The 23,342-nt window shown below is 54.5% G+C and carries 25 protein-coding genes and 1 tRNA gene; 3 read left to right on the top strand and 23 right to left on the bottom strand.

The window, feature by feature from the left end:
- Nucleotides 1-5: 5 nt before the first annotated feature.
- Nucleotides 6-476, bottom strand: coding sequence for a VOC family protein (locus tag R3C20_21685; GenBank protein MEZ6043118.1), 471 nt, complete (start codon nucleotides 474-476; stop codon nucleotides 6-8).
- 298 nt (nucleotides 477-774) lie between these two features.
- On the opposite strand from R3C20_21685, the gene R3C20_21680 reads away from it, so the two are divergent.
- Both R3C20_21680 and R3C20_21675 read left to right on the top strand, forming a co-directional pair.
- A tRNA-Arg gene (locus tag R3C20_21680) sits at nucleotides 775-842 on the top strand.
- A gap of 348 nt (nucleotides 843-1,190) precedes the next feature.
- On the top strand, nucleotides 1,191-3,095 hold the full coding sequence (locus tag R3C20_21675) for a TROVE domain-containing protein (GenBank protein MEZ6043117.1): 1,905 nt from the start codon (nucleotides 1,191-1,193) through the stop codon (nucleotides 3,093-3,095).
- Between the two features lie 207 nt (nucleotides 3,096-3,302).
- On the opposite strand, the gene R3C20_21670 is transcribed toward R3C20_21675, so the two are convergent.
- The 6 genes from R3C20_21670 to R3C20_21645 form a co-directional block, all read right to left on the bottom strand.
- Complete coding sequence (locus R3C20_21670; GenBank protein MEZ6043116.1) at nucleotides 3,303-3,614, bottom strand: cupin domain-containing protein; 312 nt, start codon at nucleotides 3,612-3,614, stop codon at nucleotides 3,303-3,305.
- Nucleotides 3,614-4,417 carry a glycerophosphodiester phosphodiesterase family protein gene (locus R3C20_21665; protein MEZ6043115.1) on the bottom strand — a complete coding sequence of 268 codons (804 nt, stop codon included), beginning with the start codon at nucleotides 4,415-4,417 and terminating at the stop codon, nucleotides 3,614-3,616. Before R3C20_21665 ends, R3C20_21670 begins: the two co-directional genes overlap by 1 nt.
- Nucleotides 4,418-4,537: 120 nt before the next feature.
- Nucleotides 4,538-5,179 carry a suppressor of fused domain protein gene (locus tag R3C20_21660; GenBank protein MEZ6043114.1) on the bottom strand — a complete coding sequence of 214 codons (642 nt, stop codon included), beginning with the start codon at nucleotides 5,177-5,179 and terminating at the stop codon, nucleotides 4,538-4,540.
- Entirely contained in the window at nucleotides 5,176-5,931 is a 756-nt protein-coding gene (locus R3C20_21655) for an alpha/beta hydrolase (protein MEZ6043113.1), read from the bottom strand. Before R3C20_21655 ends, R3C20_21660 begins: the two co-directional genes overlap by 4 nt.
- Nucleotides 5,932-5,968: 37 nt before the next feature.
- Nucleotides 5,969-9,397: an AAA domain-containing protein gene (locus R3C20_21650; GenBank protein ID MEZ6043112.1), complete on the bottom strand. Its 3,429-nt coding sequence runs from the start codon at nucleotides 9,395-9,397 to the stop codon at nucleotides 5,969-5,971.
- A gap of 8 nt (nucleotides 9,398-9,405) precedes the next feature.
- Nucleotides 9,406-9,735, bottom strand: coding sequence for a helix-turn-helix transcriptional regulator (locus R3C20_21645; GenBank protein MEZ6043111.1), 330 nt, complete (start codon nucleotides 9,733-9,735; stop codon nucleotides 9,406-9,408).
- Between the two features lie 87 nt (nucleotides 9,736-9,822).
- Here R3C20_21645 and R3C20_21640 point away from each other — a divergent pair, with 87 nt between their 5' ends.
- Nucleotides 9,823-10,122 carry a hypothetical protein gene (locus R3C20_21640; GenBank protein ID MEZ6043110.1) on the top strand — a complete coding sequence of 100 codons (300 nt, stop codon included), beginning with the start codon at nucleotides 9,823-9,825 and terminating at the stop codon, nucleotides 10,120-10,122.
- 65 nt (nucleotides 10,123-10,187) lie between these two features.
- Here the strand turns inward: R3C20_21640 and R3C20_21635 are convergent, their stop codons facing one another.
- The 16 genes from R3C20_21635 to R3C20_21560 form a co-directional block, all read right to left on the bottom strand.
- Nucleotides 10,188-10,517, bottom strand: coding sequence for a hypothetical protein (locus R3C20_21635; GenBank protein ID MEZ6043109.1), 330 nt, complete (start codon nucleotides 10,515-10,517; stop codon nucleotides 10,188-10,190).
- Between the two features lie 13 nt (nucleotides 10,518-10,530).
- On the bottom strand, nucleotides 10,531-11,424 hold the full coding sequence (locus tag R3C20_21630) for a glycosyltransferase family 4 protein (protein MEZ6043108.1): 894 nt from the start codon (nucleotides 11,422-11,424) through the stop codon (nucleotides 10,531-10,533).
- The gene (locus R3C20_21625) at nucleotides 11,421-12,791 is read right to left on the bottom strand and encodes a glycoside hydrolase family 130 protein (protein ID MEZ6043107.1); all 1,371 of its coding nucleotides are present in this window, start codon (nucleotides 12,789-12,791) and stop codon (nucleotides 11,421-11,423) included. The genes R3C20_21630 and R3C20_21625 overlap by 4 nt, the downstream gene beginning before the upstream one ends.
- Nucleotides 12,792-13,032: 241 nt before the next feature.
- Entirely contained in the window at nucleotides 13,033-13,158 is a 126-nt protein-coding gene (locus R3C20_21620; protein ID MEZ6043106.1) for a hypothetical protein, read from the bottom strand.
- Nucleotides 13,158-14,327: a hypothetical protein gene (locus R3C20_21615; protein ID MEZ6043105.1), complete on the bottom strand. Its 1,170-nt coding sequence runs from the start codon at nucleotides 14,325-14,327 to the stop codon at nucleotides 13,158-13,160. The genes R3C20_21620 and R3C20_21615 overlap by 1 nt, the downstream gene beginning before the upstream one ends.
- On the bottom strand, nucleotides 14,327-15,562 hold the full coding sequence (locus R3C20_21610; GenBank protein MEZ6043104.1) for a glycosyltransferase family 4 protein: 1,236 nt from the start codon (nucleotides 15,560-15,562) through the stop codon (nucleotides 14,327-14,329). Before R3C20_21610 ends, R3C20_21615 begins: the two co-directional genes overlap by 1 nt.
- A complete protein-coding gene (locus tag R3C20_21605) occupies nucleotides 15,559-15,765 on the bottom strand; it encodes a hypothetical protein (GenBank protein MEZ6043103.1) in 207 nt (68 codons plus the stop codon). Before R3C20_21605 ends, R3C20_21610 begins: the two co-directional genes overlap by 4 nt.
- Before the next feature lie 48 nt (nucleotides 15,766-15,813).
- A complete protein-coding gene (gene floA, locus R3C20_21600) occupies nucleotides 15,814-16,881 on the bottom strand; it encodes a flotillin-like protein FloA (protein ID MEZ6043102.1) in 1,068 nt (355 codons plus the stop codon).
- A gap of 574 nt (nucleotides 16,882-17,455) precedes the next feature.
- A complete protein-coding gene (locus R3C20_21595) occupies nucleotides 17,456-18,376 on the bottom strand; it encodes a CBS domain-containing protein (GenBank protein MEZ6043101.1) in 921 nt (306 codons plus the stop codon).
- A gap of 90 nt (nucleotides 18,377-18,466) precedes the next feature.
- The gene (locus R3C20_21590; GenBank protein ID MEZ6043100.1) at nucleotides 18,467-18,748 is read right to left on the bottom strand and encodes a hypothetical protein; all 282 of its coding nucleotides are present in this window, start codon (nucleotides 18,746-18,748) and stop codon (nucleotides 18,467-18,469) included.
- 424 nt (nucleotides 18,749-19,172) lie between these two features.
- The gene (locus R3C20_21585) at nucleotides 19,173-19,526 is read right to left on the bottom strand and encodes a hypothetical protein (protein MEZ6043099.1); all 354 of its coding nucleotides are present in this window, start codon (nucleotides 19,524-19,526) and stop codon (nucleotides 19,173-19,175) included.
- An 85-nt stretch (nucleotides 19,527-19,611) separates the two neighbouring features.
- The gene (locus R3C20_21580; GenBank protein MEZ6043098.1) at nucleotides 19,612-19,773 is read right to left on the bottom strand and encodes a hypothetical protein; all 162 of its coding nucleotides are present in this window, start codon (nucleotides 19,771-19,773) and stop codon (nucleotides 19,612-19,614) included.
- 598 nt (nucleotides 19,774-20,371) lie between these two features.
- The gene (locus R3C20_21575; GenBank protein MEZ6043097.1) at nucleotides 20,372-20,869 is read right to left on the bottom strand and encodes a hypothetical protein; all 498 of its coding nucleotides are present in this window, start codon (nucleotides 20,867-20,869) and stop codon (nucleotides 20,372-20,374) included.
- Between the two features lie 933 nt (nucleotides 20,870-21,802).
- The gene (locus R3C20_21570) at nucleotides 21,803-22,159 is read right to left on the bottom strand and encodes a DUF488 family protein (GenBank protein ID MEZ6043096.1); all 357 of its coding nucleotides are present in this window, start codon (nucleotides 22,157-22,159) and stop codon (nucleotides 21,803-21,805) included.
- 1 nt (nucleotide 22,160) lies between these two features.
- Nucleotides 22,161-22,424 carry a helix-turn-helix domain-containing protein gene (locus R3C20_21565; protein MEZ6043095.1) on the bottom strand — a complete coding sequence of 88 codons (264 nt, stop codon included), beginning with the start codon at nucleotides 22,422-22,424 and terminating at the stop codon, nucleotides 22,161-22,163.
- Nucleotides 22,397-23,338, bottom strand: a complete 942-nt coding sequence (locus tag R3C20_21560; protein MEZ6043094.1) for a sigma 54-interacting transcriptional regulator — start codon at nucleotides 23,336-23,338, stop codon at nucleotides 22,397-22,399. The genes R3C20_21565 and R3C20_21560 overlap by 28 nt, the downstream gene beginning before the upstream one ends.
- Nucleotides 23,339-23,342: the final 4 nt, after the last annotated feature.

Genomic DNA, 23,342 nt, shown 5'->3' with positions numbered 1-23,342 from the left:
AGCTCTCAGTTGCAGCCACCATCTTCCGATGGTTGTCCCATCATCTCGTCGAACCGCCGTTGCATCTCTTCTCGTGACACATCCTCAATGTGCGAGCCCAGAAGCCATTCGTGGCCGAACGGATCAAGCACCTTGGCGGCTCGTTCACCGTAGAACTGATCTTTGGGTTCCATGATAAGTTTCGCACCTGCACTGACAGCCTGTTCGGTCATCGCATCCACATCATCAACGTGCAGATGGATGGACGATCCTGTGCCGCCGAAGGCTTCCGGTCCCTGAATTCTGTACTCAGGATACTCGTCGGAAAACATGACCGTTGTTTCACCAAACTTGAGTTCGGCGTGGCCGATTCGACCGCTCGGCTCACTCATTCGGAAGTCTTCAACCGCCCCGAAAGCCTTCCTGTAGAACTCGATTGCAGCGTTCGCATCCCGGACACGAAGGTATGGAAAAACTTCATGAATCTGATTTCTCATTGTTTGTCCTTCTCAATTCGTTCATTGAACCGAATTCGATTGTTGAAAGGGTCCGCCACTTCGACAGTGAAGAGGGAATTTCCGGTTCTGCCCGACTGAGCGGCCAAGGTCCAACCGCTTCAGCATACCCACCACGCAACACGAGGCATATCGTGCCGAGGCACAATGAAGTGAAGATTTGGAGGCGGTGCACATCCAGCTACCAACACTGACACAGAAACAATGCGAACCAACTCCCGCAAACTGGGTCTCTGTCGTCATGGGAACTGAATTCACCAGTGACAAATGGAAACAGATCGGACGGTGCAGTTCAGGGTTACTTCACTCCTAATGAAGAGGTCGTGGGTTCAAGTCCCACTCGCCCCTTTTGGCTTTCCATGGGGCGGTAGCTCAGTTGGCAGAGCACTATCACCTTGGACGATTATTTCTCCGATCTCTTTGTAAACGCCGGATGGTGCAGGACAGAGTTACTTCTGGACTTCGAAGGTTGCGGGTTCGAGCCCCGCTGTCTGAGTCTGACTCGGACATAGCTCAACTGGGAGAGCATCGAAAATGGTCTCTGACCGACGATTTCTCCGGTGTTCTTTTCTTCGTGCGAACGTGTGCTGAATGGTGCAGGCAAGGGCTACTTCCGGTAACCGTGGGTTCGAATCCCGCTACACCCTCGCTGCTGATTTCTTCGGTGCATTCGCCTTGAAGAAGGAGATTTGACAGATGACAAAGTTTGGAGTGACAAAAACTTCCATACACGACCGAGCGTTTGATGAGCAGGTTGCTCACAACCACGTTCCGGGCCGAGCCTACAACGTCGCCGATCCGGTTGCGAAGCTGATTCACACTATCGGTGGTGGATTCTTCAACGAGCCGAAGTATTACGACAGCAATCGTTCTGTCGTGGACTTCTGCACCGAACTGCTTTCAAAGGGCCGAATCGCCTCCACCATCGTGGACGAAATGGGGCTGACCGAGCAGGCACGTGAAGTGATCGAAACGGCAACGGCTGTCGCCAACGGTGACACGCCGGAAGACCTGTTGGTTGTCGCCGCATGGGCACGTGATACGAAGAACGGCCTGAAGCTGCGCAGCACACCTCAAATCATGCTCGCCCTGGCGGCTGCTTATCCAAAGACAAAGGCGTTCGTGCCAAAGTATGGTCGAGCGATCATGCGCCGAGCCGACGAAATTCGTCAGGTGTTCGGAGCATTCCGGCATCTGTTCATGTCTGCGGATGAAGACGCAAAGTCTGCTGACGTGAAGTCCGGTCGGAAGGCTCGTGGTCATCGAGGTGCCTTGCCTCACGCTTTGCGGAAGGCGTTGGCCGTTGCTCTGGCGAGTCAGAGTGATGCCCACTTGCTGAAGTACAACGGCGGTGATCGTCCGACGTTTCGTGACGTGTTGATGATGGTCGGTGGCTCAAAGGCCATTGGCAAGTATTTGGCACGAGTCACGGGCGAAGAACGAGCCAACTGGCCAGTCAGCAAGGCTATGTTCGAGTACCTCGTGAACGACAAGTACGCTGATGACCTGCCATCAATCCTCGACGCACGAAAGCGATTCTTCGAAACGAAGGACGCTGCACTTGTGTCACTGGATTTGGTGAAGGAAGCCGGTTTGACGTGGGAGAACGTTGTTTCGCACTTGGGAAGCACACGCACCGTTTGGGAGATGTGCATTCCAATCATGGGCGAAATGGCACTCACTCGAAACCTGCGGAACTTCGAGCAGGCGAAAATTTCACGTGATGCGTGGGATCGAGTCTACGGACGATTGTTGTCCGTTGCCGATACGGTTCAGTTGCCTTTCCGGTTCTTCTCTGCGGAACGAGAAGTCTCGTCAACAGAAGCGAAGACCGTGATGGGCAAGATGCTGGACCGTGCTGTCGAAAAGGTCGCTGACCTGCCGGGGGTGACGATGGTTCTGACAGACAACAGCGGAAGTGCCGTTGGTTGTGCAATCAGCGGCCAGTCACGGCTGCGAGTTTCGGACGCCGGTAACATGCTGGCGGCTGTTCTGGCCAAGCGGCTGGGACGGCGAGCTGTCGTTGGCGTCTTCGGTGACAGCAGCATGTGGGTTTCGTTCTCTCAGGCGGATAGTTGCCTGTCGATCAAGAACAAGATTGACTCGGTCGCCCAGCGTGAAGAGCGGAGCAAGAACGGTGCTCTGGCCATTCCTCAATACCGCAAGGGAACCGGTGTGGGTGGCGGAACAGAAACCGGTTTGTGGTTTGCCATCGATGACCTTACCAAGCGTCAGGTCAAAGTGGATCGCATGATCTTTCTGTCCGACCTTTGCTGCTACACGCAGGGCGACGATGGAACCGCCAAGAACTGCGGCGTCAGCTTGGAGAAGTATTTCGGCAAGAAGGCGACCATGCAGTCAATGGTGGATCGTTATCGTCAGGCCGTCAGCAAGGACTGCTATGTCTATTCAGTGAACCTGAACGGACACGGGCAGAGCCAGTTGCGACCGGGCGACGACCGAACACACCTGTTGTCCGGTTGGTCCGAAAAACTGCTGGACATGATCCGGGACATTGAGTCCTGTGTAGATACTTCAACGGAACAGTCTGTCGAAGTACCAACCATCGAGGTTCTGCGATCACGTTATCGGCAGGATTGACTACGAACGGCGGGATGAATGGATACTTCATTCGTCCTGCCGTATCCTGAAACAGCCGGGATGGTGCAGATTCGGGTTACTTCTTTTTGGTTAAGAGTCCGTACCCGAGTCGATGATTTCTCCCGGTTTGAAATGCCACAGCCCGTCATTTCGATGACGGGCTGTTTTTATTCGCATTCAGCATCCCGTCGATGTTCAAGTCCAGCATTACTTCAACAACGTCAGCGACATGACCATCGGCGTTTGTGCCTTGATGCTGTGCGGCGTTTTGGCTGCCATGTGAATCCACGTTCCCGGCTTGGCTGCCACTGATTCTTCTCCAACTGTCAGGAACGCTTCGCCTCTGACGATCTGAATGATGGCAGGCAGTGGGGCAACGTGCTCGGTTAGTCCATCACCTGCGGCGAAGGCGAACAATACAACTTTTGCATTGGCGTCGTCGGCCAGCACGATGCTCTGTTTGCCCGTCTCGGGTGGCTGGAGTTCGTCAGCGAGTGGGCGGATTTGGAAGTGAGCCATCATCTGTCCTTCATTTCTTGTCGGAGTTCCAACGGGAAGTCTGTCAGTATCGCATCTATGCCAACATCAGCACAGTGCTGCCAGTTCTCAGGAAGGTTTCCGGCGACAGATGGTCCAGCAATGAAGGATTTCCTGTTTGCCCGGTGAACAGCTTTGATCTGTTCGGTCGTCGGCAGAAAGCGAAAGTAAACCCAACCAGCGTTCGTTGCGGCAAGTGCGCTGGGGAACTCATCGGAGTTGTTGGCAACGGCGGCAGTCTGAGCCTTCGCAAAGGTTTCTCTGATCTGCTTCCGCAATTCCGGTTCGGAAATCGTTCTGCCGATGAACAGAAGGCGATGAAGCACGTTGTGCTTTTCGGCCAGCCGGACCACATCCGGTCCGACATTCTCTGCTTTCAGATCAACGGCGATGAGTATGTCATGCTGTTCGTACTCCGCAATCAATCTCAGAACTTCCTCAATCGTTGGCACCTTTTCACCGGAAAACTTGGGACCAAACCAACTGCCTGCATCGAGGTCACGAATTTGAGCCAATGTCAGATCAGACAGCTTGCCGCTGCCGTTGGTGGTCCGATCTACGGTACTGTCGTGAATGCAAACCAAGTGGCCGTCCTGTGTCCGCTCGACATCAAACTCGAATCCCAGCCGAAGTTCGAGACAGGCTCGAAAGTTGGCCAGTGTGTTCTCAGGTGCGTGGCGCAGCAGGCCACGGTGAGCCACAATCAATGGTTCGGCAGCACCAACACCTCCCGAAGTGACTCCACAAGTAGCCAGCAAGACAATGAGTAAAAGCGACCTGTTCATCGATCACGCCTGTTCTATGCGGTTCAATCTGGAAGGAGAAGCCTTGCTGCAATCTCTCGAACAATAACGTTGTTCAGAGGATTGGAGTGCTGCTCGTGGGAGGTTGATAGTCGTAAACCGCTACAAATGTCTACATCGCCGAATCGACTCATCTCCCAGCAAGTCAGGTCGATTCTGCTCGTCAAACACCCAAGGCAACTGCACGGCCTCAAGCCGGTCGATTAGTGCATCGGCACAGTGCTCTAGCTTGTAGGCTCGTTCCTTGTCTGAAATTGGGATATGCCAGAGGAAGGAGACCGGATCGCCTTCGATTTCGCAGAAACATTCTTGGTGCGACTTAATCAGTGGGGCAAGGAAGAACGCATTGTTCCACGGGGTTCCAGGAACAGTCGTTTCGCCCCACGCGACTGAATGATAAGTGTCGAGCAAGAATCCATCAAATAGCGGCAACCATGCCAAGTTGTGCAGGAGGCGAGCATGGCCTTCGGTGCATTTTGGGAAATACTGAATCAATTCACGGCGTGATCCGCTTTCAGGAGCATTGAGATCGACCATTCGTTGATCCGACATTCCATTCGTCACGGCTACTTCAATTTCACCAGAATCTGCTTCCAGCGTGTACACAAAAACGTCGATGTGAAACCGCTCATCGGGCTTCTTGAACAGGACGTGAGGAAGGAAGCTGGACGATGGCGTACTATCGAACAATTCGTCATAGGCTTTACGCCGGATCGTCGTAAACGTCTCGTGGTTCTCGCTCATTCCTGAACAACCTCAATGAAACTCTCCACGGCTTTCATATATTTATCGAAGTTGTGCGACAGGATCGTGTTGTGATTGCCCTGCGGAAACCTGACCAGTTGCTTCTGCCCCGAGTCTGCCCACTGCAAGTTTCGCTCGGCGTGAGAAATGTCGATCAGGCCATCGTTCTCTGTGTGCAGTATCAGTAATGGGTTTTCATAGCTGTGGAGCTTTTGTTCGTGGTCAAAATGTCGCCGAACTTCCGCCCGCACATCAGCTTCATCGAAACCGGCTGAACTGAGATCAGCGTACTTGAGAAAACGTTCTGCCGGGTCAGCGATGCCACTTTCGATGATGAGCCCTGCGATATTCAGTTGTCGATATGCGAGTTCAATCGCATACAGCGAGCCGATTGATCGCCCAAATACAACAACATCCTTCGGCTCCAGACCGGCGGCTTTGATCGCAGCTTCGCCATCACCCAGCATGGCGACCAACTGAGCCTTCCCCGTTGAGGCTCCGTATTCCCGATACTCAACGAACAACATATTGAATCCGAGATCACCGAACGCATCTGCGATGTAAGGAACGTAATCAGCAACACATTCGCTGTTGCCGTGAAAATGAACCAGAGTCAGGTTCTCTGGATCAACAACCTTCCGATAACACGCCAACTCAGCACCATTCACTTGCACCACAAACGGATCGGCAACAGACCTTGGCTGGGGAAACAGATAAGCGCCGCTGATGGCCGGATGATCGAGAATGCTCATTCTTGAAATCCTCGCAGATGCACCACGAGCAGGACTCTCATTCCTGATCCTCACAATCCACTCTCGGTGCTGTCCCCTGAATCTCCACACATGAAGCGATTGCCGAACTGACCTTTCGGCTTGCTTCTGAGCCACCGTTGATGCCATAGATCGCCAGAAGTGAGCGAGCACGAGTCATGGCCACGTACAGCCCGTTTGCGACGATCTTGCCTTCGGGGGCGACGTAGAGATCGACACAAGGGATGACGACGACTTCGGATTCGTAGCCCTTGTAAGAGTGCGGTGTCGTGGCAAGCAGAGTGTTCGCTTTTCTCTCGAATGACCGATTCTTCTGGAGCGACAACTCAACACCAAACTCAGCGAGCTTGGGAGCCAGTTGCGATTCCAGAATCCGTCCGGCACTGCCGTTGTAGATGACGCAAATGTCCGTTGGAGAAATGCCGTCCACTTCAATCAGGTGCCGCAAGTGTTTCGCAACGGAGGGCATCTCGTCGCCTCGTCGCTCAAATGAATGGTAGATCGGCTTCGGCCCTTCAACCTGACTGAATGTTGTTTCCAACCAGTCTTCGCCGTTTCGTTGTGTCGGTTTGAGTAACCCAAGTGAAATCAATTCCTGTTGGTCATGCCTTCCCGTGTCACCAGAAAGTCGGCACAGCACATTGACCGCAAGCTCTGTGATCTGACGAGTTGCCCGAAAACTCTCCCGCATGATCGTCGAGCGACCTCGCATGTCGAGACCGAAGTCAGACCACTTCGGCGTCTTCGTGCCGTATACGTTCTGAGCGTTGTCATAAAAAATGTGAGCAGATCGACTATTGGTGTCCGATTCGTCGGATTGTTCGACGACCGAGAGTAAGAGCCGCAGAGTTGATGGCCCCATATCCTGAGCCTCGTCAATAAACAACGCCGTGCAACGAGGTAAGAGATTCTCGTTCCCCTGCCGATTCAGAAATTCTTCGGCGGCACGGTCGTAATCGAAACCAAATTGGTCGAACGTCATTTGCACGCTGGGCAACAGCCCCGACAGCACATCCTTCACATGAAGCAAATCGACGTTCTCCCAAGGGAAGGGAGAGCGGTCGAGCAGTTGCCCGTTACTCTGATGTTCCCATGCTGCTTCGATGGAATCACAAAGCAGTTTGTGAAGGCTCCTGTTCGCATACACGGCCCAGATGCGAGCATCCTTCCTGCCTTGCAAACGCTTCGCTGTTTTGGCCAGCCAATTACATAACACCACCGACTTGCCACTCCCGGCGACTCCACGCACCAATCGAGGCTTGCCGTCAAGTTCGAGATTTGTCAGGCGTTGCTGTTCCTGTGAGAACAGCGGCTTCATGCCTTTTCGAGCTTCAAATTGATCGCCCATGCGGCAGCCTGGTTGAGTGCCGTTGTCAGCATCACCTGTCGATTTTCGTTTAGATCGATACGCAGTCTTTGATTCCGCGACCATCGAACCATCTGCTGACCCCTGGTCGCCCGACTCACTCCAGGTGAGTTTGTCACTGTCTTTCACCAGTACAGAGGGAGTCAGGTGTCGTTTGAGAGGGCGAAGATACGGCTCGTCCATTTCAGCCCGGCTTGCGAGAACAATAACGGCTTCCCGTGCTCGGCTAATGGCCACATTGACGAGTCGCTTCCATTCGACAATGCCCCATGTGTGACTTCCGGCGTTAACCGTATCGAACACCACGATGTCCGCTTCGGAGCCCTGTTGGCTGTGAACAGTCGAGGATTCCCATGAGTCCATGCCCCAACCTGCCAGCCACTCGCCGACAACGTTGGCCTGAGCCTTGAACGGCGAGATAAACAACCCGTTGGCTCGCCGAACGCCTGCGTCAGAGAAGATTTTCTGCAACACGGACTTCGTGATTGGTCGAACCCAACTCCTGTTGCCCGGACCACGACTGGCCCGAATGGAGGCAAGGTCGCAGTCTTCGTCGTCGAGGACATACCAGAGCGTCCTTGAGCGGTCTGCGAGAAACGCAGAGAGCGTTGATTCCTGCGATGCTCGGTCCCTGGCCGTCTTCAACACGCCATTGTATTGGAACGACGAAACGACCTTGCAGACATCCGGGTGCATCCGGCGTTGTTCGGAAAGCAGGTGGACGGCAGTTGGAACATCACTTGTTTCTTCGAGATGGCTCAGGGCGCTACTGGCGAGCCATGTCTGTTGTCGAGTGGGCAACACTCGTGAGATGCGGCTGATGGGTGCAAGCTGTCTGGAATCACCAACGAGAACGACTCGACGAGCCGCCAGCAGTGATAAAGCCGCCACCGCCGCCCTTGAGATCAACCCGGCTTCATCAATGAAAATCGTCGTAAATGGAGCTTCACCATTCGCCACCATCTTTCGAATTGCGTCATCATTCAGAAAGCTCATCGCTTTGAATGCGGTGGTCACGACGACTCGATTGGCCGGATCAACGAAGATTCGATTGCTCTGGTCGTTGCCCGTGGTTCTCAGTTCACCAATCTGCTTTCGAGTCAGAGCCTTCTCTTCCCACGAATCGAACAACCGAAGTTGCTGAGTCAGTCCGTCAATCCTGGAGAGAACTTCCGACTCTGTACCAGCCAGCATTGAATCGAGTTGTCGGCCAACAAATGTCTGGTACGAAGCCCCCTTGCCGATCCTCAGCAGAGTTTCATTTTCCAACTCGCCCGGACAGACGTTCTTTGCCGCTTCGCCCAGAGACAATGCCACGGCATCGGTGGCCTTGTTGGTCGTTGAGACAATCAGAATGCGTTCCCGCTTGTCGCTCAGGACTCGTGCGATTTGTTGTCCGGTCGTCCAGGTCTTTCCAGTTCCGGGTGGTCCCCACAAAACGTTCCACGAATGCTGCCACCAGCTTTGCAGATGAGAAAGACCAACATTCGCCTTGAGCAAAACGTCGGGATGCACGTCGCCTTCGGAAGCATTCAATCTTGCCCGAAGGTGCTCCCGAACTTCTTCAAACTCATCACCGTTGTAAATGGCATCCAGCACTGACAGGAACTCGAACGGACGCACAAAGAAGGGGCCAACCTTGGGAATCGCTTCTGGATCATCGAGCGCAATGAACAGGCAACCGTGTTGCTCATCCACCTCGACAATCTCGCCCGACCAGACGGCATCATCTTCGTATTCGGCTTCCGAGTAGAATCGATCCGAGAAACTCGGATCATCATCCAGCGAGTCTGGACAAAAGGCTTTCGCACCTTCCCATCTCCAGTCGAACTCGACAGTCTTCCCGATGTGGACGACGTAGATCGTACCCCGATCTCTCTCAGCGAACACACTGACCTTTTTGCAGTTCAATCGTTTCCATTGAGAACTGTCTCGAAACTCCTGCCGCACAGCAACGGCGGCATCTTTGAGTTGTTGTTCGTCACCAGCCGGAAGCCCAAGGTCAGATGAAAAACGAGCAGGCTGGAACTCGGCGAAGTCACTCGTTTCATCATGCTCGAAGTCATCAAGTTCGTCGTCCATGTCGGGTGCTACCCACGAGTTCCATACTGTTCAAGAAAGCGGTCCAATTCCTTTTCATCCATTTCTGCGATTCTTCGGAACGCCTCCGGCCTTTCCTGAATCCGTCTCAGAATCGCCTCTGGCACTTTGTCCGCCAGCAGCAAGAGTTCGTCTTCGTCAGCGTCGAGTTCGGCGGCGATTTTGTGGATGAACTTGGCGGACGGGTAGTCGCCAAAATGGAGTCTGCCTTTCTCCACCTTGTTGACGTAACTGGCACTGACGTTGAGACGCTGAGCCAGTTCTTTCTGCGTGATGCCGAACTGCTCACGCAACTCTCGAACTCGGTCGCCAAATTGCATTCTGGACACCTACCTGATTGCTGGTTGGACTGGAAAATCGTATGCTGATGGGACTTTTTGGTCAATCAGTGGCGATGGAACTGGGCGATGACTCCCGAACAACGCGCACGACCAGAAATCGACAGGCAGCTTCATGCTGCTGGTTGGATCGTGCAGGATCACCGTGATCTTCACATCTCGGCAGGTCTTGGTGTTGCCGTTGGTGAATTCCCGTTAAAGACTGGCTCAGCAGATTACTTGCTGTACGTTGACGCACAGATCATCGGCGTCATCGAGGCCAAACCGGAAGGTCACACGCTGACCGGAGTGGAAACCCAGTCGGCGAAATCGACAACCGGAATGCCGACTGAGTATCCATTATCGGCTGCCTCTTCCGTTCGCATATGAGTCAACGGGCGCAGTGACTCAGTTCACGAATACGCTGGAGCCCAATTCAAGAAGCCGGGAAGTCTTCACGTTTCACCGGCCTGAAGAATTGCTTCGCCCCAATAGATTTTGACGGTCTCATCTGACTCAGCGACTGCACAGCAGGTGAACACCACGTTGTGCACATAGCCGGTGACTTCCCACGGCGCTTGGGGTTGCAGAATCCATGAGTTCCCGACACCGATGATCTTCGACGGATCTTTGAAATCGTGTAACGCAACGCCGAGTCGGTAAACGGCCCCGTCCATGCTCCCAAAGACACCCTGATAAATGGAAAGCCAGCCTTCCTGCGTTTTGATCGGCGGAGCTCCAGGGCCAATCTTCATTTCATCCCAGTGGTATGGCTCGGGCTTCATCACAAACTTAGATTCACCCCAGAAGACGAGGTCCGGCGATTAAGTAATCCAGATCGACCAGGGCGCAATTTCCGAATGAGGTCTGTCGAGCCGCGCGTAGAATCCGTTGAACTTTTCCGGAAAGATCCCGACGTTGTGGTAGTCGGCCTGCGTAATGCAGCAGCGCCCTGGCGCGGGCAAACAATTCGTTTTTTCCCGCCATGTCGACCGCTCCGACAAATCGAATTTGTTCGCCATCCAGGTGCGGTTCCACCTGTTCGCGAAAATAGGTTTCATCCTGAATAATGCCGGCAATGATGAGTGGCTGTCGGCTTTGCTGCGCGACCTCAATCGCAAGGTGGACCCCTTTGTCCGGATGAATTCGTCCGAGGAAAATGAGAGCGTCACCGTTCGCTGCTTGCAGTGGGTACAGAGACACGTCGATGCCGTTGTAGACCGTACCAAGATAATTCAGACCTGGGGCGCGGTCAGACTCACTGATCGACACGTAGTTTCCGTCACAGTACTTTTGGTACACCGGCATAATTTTCGGTGAGGAAAACCCGTGGATCGTTGTCAATACCGGAGTCTTCACGAGCCGAGAGTATGGCAGCGCCATGAAGTCATAGTGACTGTGAATCAGGTCGAAATCATCCGCCCGTTCGAAGACTTCCGAAATGTGCAGGGACTCGGCGACTTTGGGATCAACGGAAGAATCTTCCTCATAACCTCTGTCAACAACGGCATGCAGGTGTGCGGAGGTCTGCGAATCACCGGTGGCAAAAAGTGTGACGTCCCATCCGCGTGCAACCAGGCCTTCCGTGATATTGCCGGCGACCGTTTCCCACGCTCCGTATTGATGAGGGGGAGTGCGCCAGGCAACAGGCGACAGGACGGCAATCCGATTCTTCGTGGCAGACAATGTCATGCGGTCTCCGGTTCGAGGGCTGCCAGCACGTCTTCCACCGGCACGGTGGCGAATCCTGTGGCGTGGTCGGCCATCGCATACGGGATGATCAGTTCGCTGCCGTGTAGATAAGCACCGCAGGTGTAGACGACGTTCGGCACATAGCCTTCGCGTTCGTTGGCGTTGGGGCTCAGCAACGGTTCGCGAAGGCGTCCGATCACGATGCCGGGATCTTCGAGGTCCAGCAGAAACGCTCCGATGCAGTATTTTCGCAGAGGCCCGACACCGTGACTCAACACCAGCCAACCCACGTCGGTTTCAATGGGGGAGCCGCAGTTTCCGAGCTGAATTAATTCCCACGGGAACTTAGGCTTCAGCACCACCTGTCGCTGATTCCAGAAGTGAATGTTATCGGAGTACATGAGCGAGATACTCTCGTTATCCTGCCGCGACAGCATGGCGTATTGCCCATTGATCTTCCGCGGAAACATGGCCATGCCTTTGTTCTTTGCGGCGGGGCCGTTCAGTGTGCTGAATCGAAACTTGAGGAAGTCGGTGGTTTCCACCAGTTCCGGCATGATTACTTTGCCATCGAAGGCGGTGAACGTGGCGTAGTACACATGGCTTCCGTCATCATTTTGAAACCGCACAAAGCGGGCGTCTTCGATGCCGTTGCTTTGCGTCGGTGTGGCAGGAAACAATATTCGTTCGGACAGTCTTTGTTCGGGCTGAAACTGAACCTCGTAGTTGGATTTCGCCAGCATCCAGATGCCGTGAGCGACCCCCTGGTCTCGATGCAGGACACCATCAGCGAGCCGTTCCAGCTCGACTTCGGCGTCAATGCTTTGCCGCAGGTCGTGCGTTGTGAATGTTTCGCCCAGTCGATTCATGACGCGACCTGTGAAGTCACTTTGGAGTCCCAGTTCAGTCAGCTTCCGTGAGAACAGTCCTTTTTCGTACTGCGAATTCGGAATCTGACGAGGCTCCGTCAGCAGGTGCGCCGGATCATGAATCTCGATGCGATTGTCCTTATGGACGATGCCCGTACGAAAAGTGATCGACGAGACGTGCCCTTCGCCAGTGGCACGCAGACTCAGGATGAATCGCAGGGCTCCGGCCGGAAGATTGGTCTGGTCTGTGTGCGGAACGATTGACGGGTTGAACAACGCCGCAGATTCAAGTGAGTACTCGGCGAGAAAGTACGAACCGATCAGCATGCGTTTTTCTTCGGAGACGCCTTCATCTGGTACGTGCTGTTCGCGGATCTGTTCAAATCGTTCCAGAAACATGCTGCGGATCTGCTGATGTCGCCCTGAGAACTCGGCGGAAATCTCCTCAAGCAATGGCCGCATCTGATCTTCCGGTAAGGCCAGAATTCGAGCGATCACTCTTCCGCAACGCTGGGCGTCTCCGGGGCTGAACGGACGCAACAGGACTCGAGTTTGGTCAGGCTGCAAAATGGTTGTTGTGCGTTGGAGCCTAATGGCAGTGCTGTTCATAAGAGGGTGAAAACTTTGCTATCGACTACGTGAAATGCGTGTGGCAACGACGCCGGCCATGCTGGACCGCTGATTGCGGTCCACTGGCTGACGCTGTACCTGCGGGAATACGAGAGAGGCGCTGAATGGACTACGTCGTTACCGAGCCGGACTTTATCTTCTTGTCATTCTTTGCCTTTCTTTTCTCCTTCAGGCTCAGCATCGCCTTCTTTTGCTGTTCTCGCTTGCCTTTGTCTTTGCTGCCTTTGTCACCCATTAGAACTCTCTCCCCGTTAGAAAAACCGGACTTGTGATTTCGATATCAGGAGTGCCATCACGACGCTCCGGACGTTCTGTGAATTGTGGTACGCTTCGCAGAGAGGAGGACACGGACGTCGCGTTGTTGGGGACCAGGTGTGCGTCCAGCGCGAGGACTTCCGTCCACAGATAGGCAAGCGTGGATTCGGCCCCGAAGTTTCGATTCACGCCGGTGGATTCCAGTCCGTCATGGCATCCGCCGGTTTCGGTGTCTGCCATGGAAGAATGCAGGCTGTTCTCTCCGTGAAACCATCCGTGGGCCTTCTGGAATGCCACCAGGTAGTCCTGGTCGTGTTGCAGCTCCATTGCAGATAATGCCGCCGCGGCCATCGTGGAGGCTTCGACAGGTTGCTGGTCGTACAGCGATTTTTCACCGGTCTGCGAGTACCAGCCGTCGTTTCCAACAGGCCAAAAAATGTTGCCGGTCGTGGTAGCTTTGTCCAGGAAGCGAAATGAAGACTCCGCGATGGACAAGTACTCCTCGTCAGACCATCCGTCCGCAGCATCGAACATCGCATGTGGCAGTACTGCATTCGCGTAGGTCATTTGTGGCTCAAACCATTCCCAGCCGACGTGTTGATTTGCCTGCCAGGCGTTGACGAGATGGCCGACAGCATTGCGGGCGATTGATTCCAATTCGCCGATGCCCGCAACCCTTGCTCTTCGCAGGATGCCCCATGCCTGAACAACGTAGGCATGAGCTCTCAGACTGGTGAGATCACGCAGGACAGGCGCGGCGTTGTCCATCAGTTCCTTTGCCAGGTCGCGAAAGCCCCGAGGCACATTGCCGGCACGAACCTCGGCGAGCGCCAGCACCGCCTGTCCCTGACTGTCGCCGCAGCCGTTGTCGTCCAGCCAGTTGCGCTGATAGCTCATAAAGTTGTGAAAACCGCCCGCGGACTGTTGAGCGTGTTCCATGAAGCTCAGGTAACATGCAACTCGTTCCAGCATGCGTTCATCGGAATGATCGGCGCAAAGACGAACGCAAAGACGCAGGGCTCTCGCGTTGTCGTCAGTTGTGTAGCCGCTTGATCGGCGCGGAATGTTGTAGATGGCGTGCTGAATCAGTCCGGCTGAGTCCGTCATCCGATCCAGGTGGGCGAGTGACGGAAAGCTTGAAGCGTGCATCAAAGTCCTTTTTGTGAAAGTGGTGGGCGACTATTCTCGCCTGATGCATGAAGATCCCTGCTCGAATTTCGACCTGTGTATTCAGAGTCGCGATCAACAAGGCGGTTGAACAAACCAAGGTATTTCCGCCCGACGTTGGGCCAGAACATCGGTTTGGCATACTCGTAGGCGCGCCGCCGGGTGTTCGACAGCAACTCGCCGTCCGTCAGGTATCGCCACGTCGCGTCGGCCAACGCACTGCTGTTGGCGAATGGAACGAGGATGCCTCGACCGTCCGCCAGCACTTCTTCCGCGTAAAGATACGGCGTACTGACCACAGCACCAACGGCCGCCATCGCGTAAGCCATCGTGCCGCTGGCGATTTGATCCTTGCCTGGATACGGTGTCACAAAGACATCGCACGACTGCAAATAGGCCAGCAACTCAGGGAGATTCAGGTATCTGTTGACGAATCGAATGTTGCGGCTGATTCCGAGCGACTCGGTTAGCTCATTCAACTCTTCGCGATAGCTTTCGCCGTGTTCGCGTTTGACCTGAGGATGTGTTGCTCCCACGATCAGATACAGAGCATCCGGGCATGTCACAACAATACGCGATACGGCCCGGATCATGTGCTCCAGGCCCTTCCCCGGATTGATCAGGCCGAAGGTACAGATCACCTGGCGATCCGTGAGGCCTAACTCTTCTCGATGAGTCTTATTGCGCGCGAATGGTACAACCGGCACTCCATGCGGAATCACTTCCACGCGCGAACCACCGACGCCGTAGACCTCGAAAAGTAGCTTCGCTGCAATGTCTGTCATCACAACGATGCCGTCGCTGTTTGCGGCGATGTCGCGAATGAGCTGTCTTGGCACTGCATCTGGTTCCGTCAACAGAGTGTGAAATGTGGTGACCACTGGTTTGTGACAGTGTTCCATGAAGTCTGTGATGCGGCTGCCCCAGTGACCGGGATATAGACCGAACTCATGCTGCAGACTCACCACATCACAAGGGCCATCGTTGGCTACTTCTGCAGCCGTGAGGTACGCATCTGGGCGTTGGTTGTCGATGACGTGGACAATGCGAGAATCCTGCCCGGAATGCTGATGCAGCTTCTGTATGGCGGCAATAGTCGATACCGGTTGACCGGCCGCCAGATCCACGGCGTCGGCTGAGTCTTTTGTAAAGGTCGCCAGACCACACTCTTCCGGCGGATACGTTGAAACAAGAAGAGGCTTGACTAAGTGTTTCATTGGCTACCCAACGCGTCAGGGAAGTTCGTAATCATCTGCTCCACCTTTGCCTCGCTGAAGCGATACCGCCGCTGCAGCACGTTGGCGAGCTGTTCCCGATCACCATTGATGGTCGCGATATCGGCATCACTGAGCTTTCCCCATGTGACCCTGATGCGCTCGCCCGCGTGCTTCCGGTTGCTGCTTACATCAATCCAGTTCATTCCAGAACCTTTCTGTCATTGAATATGCCTCGAACTGCTGATCCGGATTTACCTTCTGACTTCACAGGCACCGCCCTCCGTTTCCCATGCGTCAGTGGTATTTGAACCTGATGAAACCGATGGCAACCGAAGTTTCCCGGTTCTACTGCCAGCATCCGAGAGCGATGATTGCCCGACTGTTTGAATTCGACGGGGGTGATGTCTGACGCGCAGCTGCCCTCTTCGAAAGGCTGTCGCGATGGCTGACGGAACGTCCGCTTCCGCTCGAACAACGGCTGCTTCGTTCTCACGCGTCAATGCAACCATTTCCTGCTCGCGAGCAACCGCCATCGCGCGGCGTTTCTCTGCATGCGCCACGGCAATACGCACGTCTGCTTTCGCCTGAGCGATCTGCAGGTTGGCTCCGATGTTTACGCCCACATCAATGTCGGCGATGTCAATCGAGACCATCGCAAATGCAGTCTGCGAGTCCAGACCTTTGGCGAGAACTTCTCGAGTGATCACCATCGGATCAGCGAGTGCGTCTCGGTAGCTGTTACACGATCCGATTGCGGAAACGATCCCCTGCCCAACGCGAGCAATGACGGTGGATTCTGTCGCGCCGCCAACCAGCTGCGAGAGATTGGTTCGGACGGTCACTCGAACACGAACCTTCAGCTGAATTCCATCTTTCGCAACACCGTCCAGTGTATCGCTGCGACCCGCTGCCGGGTCCGGGCACATGATCACGATCGGGTTTACGCTGATCCGGACAGCCTCCAGAACATCTCTTCCGGCAAGGTCAACCGCTGCTGCGGTGTCCCAGTCCAGAACAATACCTGCACGATTCGCAATCACCAGGGCCTGGGTCACTCGCTCGACATTTCCTCCGGCAAGATACTGTGATTCCAGGGCGTCTGTGGAAAACGACTGCAGGCCAGCCTGAACTGCCATGATCCTGCAGCGGACAATCACAGCCGGATCGATCTTTCGCAGCGACATCGTGATCAGCGACAGCAGACTGATATGTGTTCCGGTCAAATACGCCTGCAGCCAGAGTGAAAAATACCGGCTCACCGTAACGTAGATGGCGCCAGTCAGTCCTGCGACGACGATCCAGGTCAGAACATCTGTCATGACTCTTCGCCGTTCTGAATTAAAGGAGCAGACGTAGACGCGAAAACGTATCCGCACGTGCAGATGTTCTTACGAGCGTACCGGGGCGCATGACATGACGGGCATACGCGGTTCCATGGACTCATGTCAGTGAGGGGCACAAAGTTCTTTGTCTGCGCCTGAGGGGCTTCCAGCCGGACCAACTTCATGCGTTTCTCATCCAGGCGACGAACAGCACACTGGGGGTGAGTTCCGGCTGCCGAATAACTTGCTTCCCCGCAAACGGGACAACGAGGGCGCGGGCGCTGAGCAAAGAGTGGAGCAGGCTTCTTAGCTGACATGATTCGCACGCATCCTGACTCGGGTTGGTACCCGCTGCGTGCTGATGGATGGAACTCGAGCAGCTGACTCAGAACCAGGGACACAACAGACAACTGAAGTCAGTACTGGTAAGGACTTTCGACCACGGCGATTCAACATCATTCATTGCCTCGACTGGAGGCGCAACGACTGCACCTGCGCCCATCTTAGGATGCAAGACCAATATAGATACCACAAACGTACAGGTTAAAGCATTTAGTCGCTGATGATTCCACTAACACGTCACACGAAGGACTTCACGCAGAAGATCGCAACGACTGATCTGCCCGACCAACCTGTCATCATTGATGACAGGAAAACGACGGAAGGGCGACACCATGAACAGCCTTGCGATTGAAAACAGATTCATGCTGGTGTGGATTGTCTGCGATGAGTGATTCATGAAGTCACTGATGGTGTAATCCGACAGTGTGTCGCGCACTCTGGACCAGACTTCCGCTTCTTCCGGCAATGGAGCAACATGTATCGTCTCGGACTCTGTCAAATGGTGTTTCATGATGCAGGCGAGCACGCCCGAATGCTGCAGGACATCTCTTCGGGACAATTGCCCGATAATCCTGTTGGCGTCCATGACCGGAAGGCGTCCGTAAGGAACATTCATGAAGATCCTGGCAATGCTGTGCAGGTCAGTGTCGGCATCGATCAGGCGATTACTGTCCGGATCTGTGAATTCACGAACGGTCGCGCCTGGAAGGTTGTTGTACGCTGCCTCAATGATGAATCCCATGCACGTTTTCTCCGAGAAAACGCCCAGGAACTGTTCGTTCGAATCGATAACCGGCGCTCCCGAGCAACTTCGCTGCAAGAGCATTTCCATCGCCGTGTGAACATCCTGCTCAGGCGACAGAGTGAGCAGTTTCCTGCGGGGCACCATCACGTCAGTTGCAGTCGGTGCTCTTCGAATCGGGATCTCCGCCAGGTCCACCAGCGTGGCGAGAATCCGCATGCAGCACTTCTCTGAAAACATACCTCGAAACGCGCCGTCGTCGTCGACGATCGGCATTTCCGAAAACTGCCTCACCAACAGTTCATGTATTCCTTGTGGAATGGAAGTCTGCGGCGACAGCGTCATTACGTTTTGGGTCATGATTTCGCTGGCGACCAACATTCCTGAATTTCCTGAATTCGTCGTCATTTATTGATTTCCGTTCAAATCGAAGGCTGTTCATTGACCGCAGAGAGACGGTGACTAGCTGTCATGCTGCGACTCTCAAATGGTTCAGGCTCATCCACGGACTCCGGTTACAAACGGAAACTCCGCATTGTCCCTGAGTGATTCGATGACTGAGACGATATCAAACTCCTTATTACGTGAAGTCAGGCGAATATGCTGACCAATGTATGTTTCTTCCTGCGTGCTGATCTTCCCGTCGCTGGTGATCGTGGCCTCATCGGCTCCCGAATAAGTCCGCTTCTTCCCGTCGCGGACTTCCACCATCAGGTTGTTGCCTGTCAGACTGAACACGGTGCCAACAAACGTCATGGACTGCGGGCGTTTTCCATTCATGTCGAGGACTCCGCAATGCGATAGCAACTCGTCCGTGAATCGAATTTCAATTCGTACTCTGATTCTATTTGAGCGGCACTTGCCGACTGAGCGATCAATGCGGAGTTTGTCGTGACGGCCGTTATGGTCTGTTGACTCGGATGATGAGCGTCCTACCCAGGGCTCTCCCTCGCGGTTAATGAAGATATCCCTTCACTAACGGATAGGGCCTCAGTTTCCATTCGCTGTTCGCAGGAAATCCAACGTTAGTCGGCTTGTCGAAAAAACCGTCCACCACGTCGCAGCCATTCTCCGGTAAGGCCGAGACGACTGCGGGACCGATTGAATCCCTGCCTTTGAGCAGATCTTAAAGGGGGGTCGCAGCAATCCCGGACGTCGTTGTCATTGATCTTCTGTCCGCAAGGTTTTCGATGAGAACTGGTGTCTACGACTCTCCGCCGGTCTCCAGCCGGAATGGATTTTCAGCGTCGAGATGGTCGATCAGATCCTGATCGATCTCTGTTCCCTTAAAGGTTTCTCGGACCTTGTTGAACATTGCCTTTGCCCCCTCAAAGTCAAGCATGCGATTCCCGACCATCCCACCTTGCACGTAGCCAATCCACCGGTGCAATTTCGTTGCGGGCCAGTCGTCTGCGTGATTCGAGATCTGTTTCGACATCCAAAGCAAATGATCAGGCTGCAGCGTCCTCGGCAGGGTATTGTTCGACTGCTTTGTCTCCTCCAGCAGAACGCAACATTCTTTCGCCATAGTGGCAATGATCAGAGTATGTTTATCCATCATTAATTCTCCCTGTCATGGCTTCCGCAATGACGGCTCCACTGACCAGTAACAAGGATGACACGCTGGCGGCATTTTCGAGCGCTCAGCGAACGACCTTTGTTGCGTCGATGGCCCCGACTTTGACAATGTCTTCGTAAACTCCCGTCGCGGCCCTGAATCCAAAGCTCCCATGCCCGTCATCGAGCACATGCTGAACGATCACGTTCCCCGGATAGCCGGCGTTATGTGCGTTAACGCCAGCCATTCCACGCTCTGCCCGGGACCTGCTGTCAGGCCTTCCAGGCTTTCGAAATCGATCGCCAGGCTCGCTCAAACAGAGCGAGTACAGAAAAGCAGAAATTTGTAAACCAGTTCCACATTTCGATCTCCTTTGAAAATCCACGTTGATCACTCCGGTCGCATCCTTAATCTCACTTCAGGCATGGATGCCAGCGCCTTCTCCAGACGATTGCGCGACCGTGGCAACTTACATGGCACCTCGAATGTGCAAATGTCCGATTCCTGCTTCTCACGGCATGGATCAGCATTATCCACTGCGAACGACTCGCCGAGCCTCTTCAGAAGCCACTCGGCATTCGTAGTTCCACTCACGCGTACGCGGCAACTTTTACCCAGCGGGCGAACCCACACATCAAATGCATTCATCGCATTACTCCCGGCAAGGAACGCTCGAATTCGAGCGAAGGTATTCAATTACTTCTTCGACCCCGTCCCGCCGTCCCTGGCCTTGCGTCCGCCGGCGCACCAGTGCCCGCTGTTCGTCCTTGTCACTCACATCGGTTGCGACCGACGGCTGGCCGAGTCAACACCAGCGCAGTTATGGCTGGCTTCCTTCAGTCGAACTACTTCGTGTTCGCTGGGGACTCAAGCTCTTGAAATCGCTCTCGCACAGAACGATACGGCATCCCCTCTTCTCGTTCGTACCGCTCGCCGCGAACGAACCAAAATGCCAGGCCACCAGAATTATGTCGCGGAGATCGCACGGACGTCTTCGGGGCACGTACCCCCAACGACCCCTTTCGTCCTGATTTCTTCCAGCCACGACGTTCCATGATCATGCGAACGACAACGCCGATTGCCTGGCGTAACCGCTTACTCTGCGTCACATGAATCTCAGACAGAAACTGATTGACAGCAGGTTCCGCTTCCAGTTCACGCACAACTCCCGCCAGAGGCGGCCTGTCGTGGTGAATCTCCGAATCTTCCATTCGCCGCTGTCGATCGGCCGAACTAAAAAACTTCAGCACAACATTAAATGGCTGTTCCGGGTCATCGGCGACGTCGACGAACGTTCTTCCCTGAGAGTCCGCGAGAAATTGTTTCTTGGTGATGCGTGTCATTTTCTTTTCAACCGATTATACCCGTGCAGATTCAGTAATTGCAAGTGCAAATATGGGATCTGCATTTCGGCGAGGAAAGAGTTGTCGCTGAGCCTGTTTTCAGGGACCGAAATGACGGCTCACTCGTCCTGAACACCGGCTAATGGTTCGGAATTCACGAATGTACTGGTCCACGTTATCGTTCGAACACTTGTTCTCGATCCGGACGACGGAACGCAGGAGTCTTCATCACAACATTGTCCGGCTTGACAGCCCGCCGGGCAACAGGCCTGAAAGCTGTTCGAACAGCGACTCCAAACCGTCAATTCACCACTCAGGCAGTGGTGTCCTTTCCGACCGCAGGCCACGTATGGAATCATTCTGCGAGACGGCGATCGGTGCGAGCGGGTGGCTGTCTCTGAAGTTGTAGTACGCTTTTGTGCTGCAGAACAAACCTCACACTCTGTGATCGGACTGATGACAGTTGTGGCGCGAAGTCTCCGGAGTAAACTGCCCGATGAGGGCGTGTCATAAGTCAAGACATCACATGCCGCAGGCGTGTGGTTTCGCCACATCGAGATCACTTTCGACCGCCATCAGAGAGAACGCACATCTATCGAAGCGCTGCAGGCCCCAAATAGACGAAGTGCGGCGACATTGATTCTAATCGCAGAAGGTACTGGACGATTGAACTCCAGAAGTTACTGCCAGCATTTGATTTCGGTCAATCGGGGCAATCACTGCGTTTCCCGATTGAGCTCTGAACTCTTCCATGACTCCACAAGAAAAGCCGCTGATCCCATTTGATCAGCGGCTTCTGTTTTAAGAAAGTGGAGGATTAAGGATACCAGTTGAACTTTTCTTTGACCGGGCATTCGATCGATGACGATGAGCCTGTGCATTGTAGTCAGAGCACTTGAGGTGATTCTGGCATGAGTGCAGGAGGCGGGCAGGTTAGATGACCATAGCTTCGAGGAATTCACACAAGACAGCGACGTGACCTCGTTTCAAGTCCTTCGTGGCAGTTACCAGGGTCAACCGTGAAGAATCGATCGACAAAAACATTCCGATGATTTCGTCGAGGCGTTCGTTGAGTTCCAGCCTGTATCGGTTGGCAAACTCGGCGTGTTGATCGGGCTGGTCGTGAAACCATTTGCGCAGTTCATGCGATGGTGTGAGTTCCTTCGCCCACAAGTCGATCCTGGCCGCCTCTTTCGAGACACCTCGTGGCCACAGGCGATCTACCAAGAGCCGCACACCGTCTTCGGGGCTGGGGGCGTCATAGATGCGTTTGACTCGGAACTCTCGCATCTCAGCGTTCCACCGTGATGCCCAGCTTTTCCATCCGGCTGCGAAGCGTATTGGGGTTCATGTCGAGAATCCTGGCTGCTCCCTGCGGCCCGGCGATGACGCCGTTGGTGTGGTCCAGCACGGCCCGGATGTGTTCGGTCTCCATCTCGGCGAGTGACCGCAGGACCGAGCTTTTCTTCTGGCGGTGGACGGGAATCACACCGCTGGGAAGTTGCAGCGTGTCACCCGTGGAGAGAATCATTGCCCGCTCGACGATATTCTCCAACCCCGAACGTTCCCCGGCCAGTTGTACTCCTGAAGAGTCGAGATGATGCTGGCGGGTACGCTTTCAATCTGTCGGCCCAGTCGTTCGGCCAGCTTCTTGATGAAGAATCGGACCAGCGTGGGAATGTCTTCCCTGCGCTCCCGCAGCGCAGGCACCTGAATCGGAAAGACGTTGAGCCGGTAATACAGGTCTTCCCGAAACGTCCCTTCGTCCACCATATCGAGCAGGCTTCGATTTGTAGCAGCCAACACTCGGGTATCGACCCGGATCGTCTGACTGCTGCCGACACGTTCGAGTTCCTGCTCCTGCAATACACGCAGCAGACGTGATTGCGCAGGCAACGGCATCTCACCGATCTCATCAAGGAAGATTGTCCCTCCGTCCGCCAACTCAAAGCGACCTGTCCGCTTTTGAGTCGCTCCGGTGAATGCTCCATGCTCGTGGCCGAAGAGTTCGCTCTCCAGCAGCGACTCGGGCAAAGCAGCGCAGTTGACTCGCACGAACGGCCCATTACTCCGCTTACTGTTCTTATGGATGGCCCGTGCCACGAGTTCCTTGCCCGTGCCGGTCTCCCCGAGAATCAGCACCGTGCTATCGGTGGGAGCTACCATGTCGATGCTCCGCAACACCTTCCAGATACCGTCACTCTCCCGACGATCTCCGAGAAGTCGGATCGTGTTCCTCAACTCTTCCCGCAGGTAGGCGACTTCTGCTTCCATTCGTTGGCGTTCAACCCGCAAGCGGTGTTCTCGCTGGCGGCTGTCGTCCAGTTGCCGGATGGCCTGCCGACGAATCAATTCGGCGGTCGCTCGGGCGGCGAAGATGTGGAAGATCGAAAGCTCTCGCTCGTCGGCGGCGAGAAGCTTGTCGTCGATCACGGCGAGATGCCCGACAACAACACCCGTCTCGTCCACGAGG

The sequence above is a fragment of the Planctomycetaceae bacterium genome, assembly GCA_041398825.1.
Classification (GTDB): Bacteria; Planctomycetota; Planctomycetia; order Planctomycetales; family Planctomycetaceae; genus F1-80-MAGs062.
Note: the sequence above shows the minus strand (reverse complement) of the source record. Positions and strands in the feature narration are given on the sequence as shown.

Bases quoted from the DNA above. Each gene is read 5' to 3' on its own strand.
- R3C20_21685 (MEZ6043118.1), bottom strand. From the start codon at position 476: ATGAGAAATCAGATTCATGAAGTTTTTCCATACCTTCGTGTCCGGGAT.
- R3C20_21675 (MEZ6043117.1), top strand. From the start codon at position 1,191: ATGACAAAGTTTGGAGTGACAAAAACTTCCATACACGACCGAGCGTTT.
- R3C20_21670 (MEZ6043116.1), bottom strand. From the start codon at position 3,614: ATGGCTCACTTCCAAATCCGCCCACTCGCTGACGAACTCCAGCCACCC.
- R3C20_21665 (MEZ6043115.1), bottom strand. From the start codon at position 4,417: ATGAACAGGTCGCTTTTACTCATTGTCTTGCTGGCTACTTGTGGAGTC.
- R3C20_21660 (MEZ6043114.1), bottom strand. From the start codon at position 5,179: ATGAGCGAGAACCACGAGACGTTTACGACGATCCGGCGTAAAGCCTAT.
- R3C20_21655 (MEZ6043113.1), bottom strand. From the start codon at position 5,931: ATGAGCATTCTCGATCATCCGGCCATCAGCGGCGCTTATCTGTTTCCC.
- R3C20_21650 (MEZ6043112.1), bottom strand. From the start codon at position 9,397: ATGGACGACGAACTTGATGACTTCGAGCATGATGAAACGAGTGACTTC.
- R3C20_21645 (MEZ6043111.1), bottom strand. From the start codon at position 9,735: ATGCAATTTGGCGACCGAGTTCGAGAGTTGCGTGAGCAGTTCGGCATC.
- R3C20_21640 (MEZ6043110.1), top strand. From the start codon at position 9,823: ATGACTCCCGAACAACGCGCACGACCAGAAATCGACAGGCAGCTTCAT.
- R3C20_21635 (MEZ6043109.1), bottom strand. From the start codon at position 10,517: ATGAAGCCCGAGCCATACCACTGGGATGAAATGAAGATTGGCCCTGGA.
- R3C20_21630 (MEZ6043108.1), bottom strand. From the start codon at position 11,424: ATGACATTGTCTGCCACGAAGAATCGGATTGCCGTCCTGTCGCCTGTT.
- R3C20_21620 (MEZ6043106.1), bottom strand. From the start codon at position 13,158: ATGGGTGACAAAGGCAGCAAAGACAAAGGCAAGCGAGAACAGCAAAAG.
- R3C20_21615 (MEZ6043105.1), bottom strand. From the start codon at position 14,327: ATGCACGCTTCAAGCTTTCCGTCACTCGCCCACCTGGATCGGATGACG.
- R3C20_21610 (MEZ6043104.1), bottom strand. From the start codon at position 15,562: ATGAAACACTTAGTCAAGCCTCTTCTTGTTTCAACGTATCCGCCGGAA.
- R3C20_21605 (MEZ6043103.1), bottom strand. From the start codon at position 15,765: ATGAACTGGATTGATGTAAGCAGCAACCGGAAGCACGCGGGCGAGCGC.
- floA (MEZ6043102.1), bottom strand. From the start codon at position 16,881: ATGACAGATGTTCTGACCTGGATCGTCGTCGCAGGACTGACTGGCGCC.
- R3C20_21595 (MEZ6043101.1), bottom strand. From the start codon at position 18,376: ATGACGACGAATTCAGGAAATTCAGGAATGTTGGTCGCCAGCGAAATC.
- R3C20_21590 (MEZ6043100.1), bottom strand. From the start codon at position 18,748: ATGAATGGAAAACGCCCGCAGTCCATGACGTTTGTTGGCACCGTGTTC.
- R3C20_21585 (MEZ6043099.1), bottom strand. From the start codon at position 19,526: ATGGATAAACATACTCTGATCATTGCCACTATGGCGAAAGAATGTTGC.
- R3C20_21580 (MEZ6043098.1), bottom strand. From the start codon at position 19,773: ATGGCTGGCGTTAACGCACATAACGCCGGCTATCCGGGGAACGTGATC.
- R3C20_21575 (MEZ6043097.1), bottom strand. From the start codon at position 20,869: ATGACACGCATCACCAAGAAACAATTTCTCGCGGACTCTCAGGGAAGA.
- R3C20_21570 (MEZ6043096.1), bottom strand. From the start codon at position 22,159: ATGCGAGAGTTCCGAGTCAAACGCATCTATGACGCCCCCAGCCCCGAA.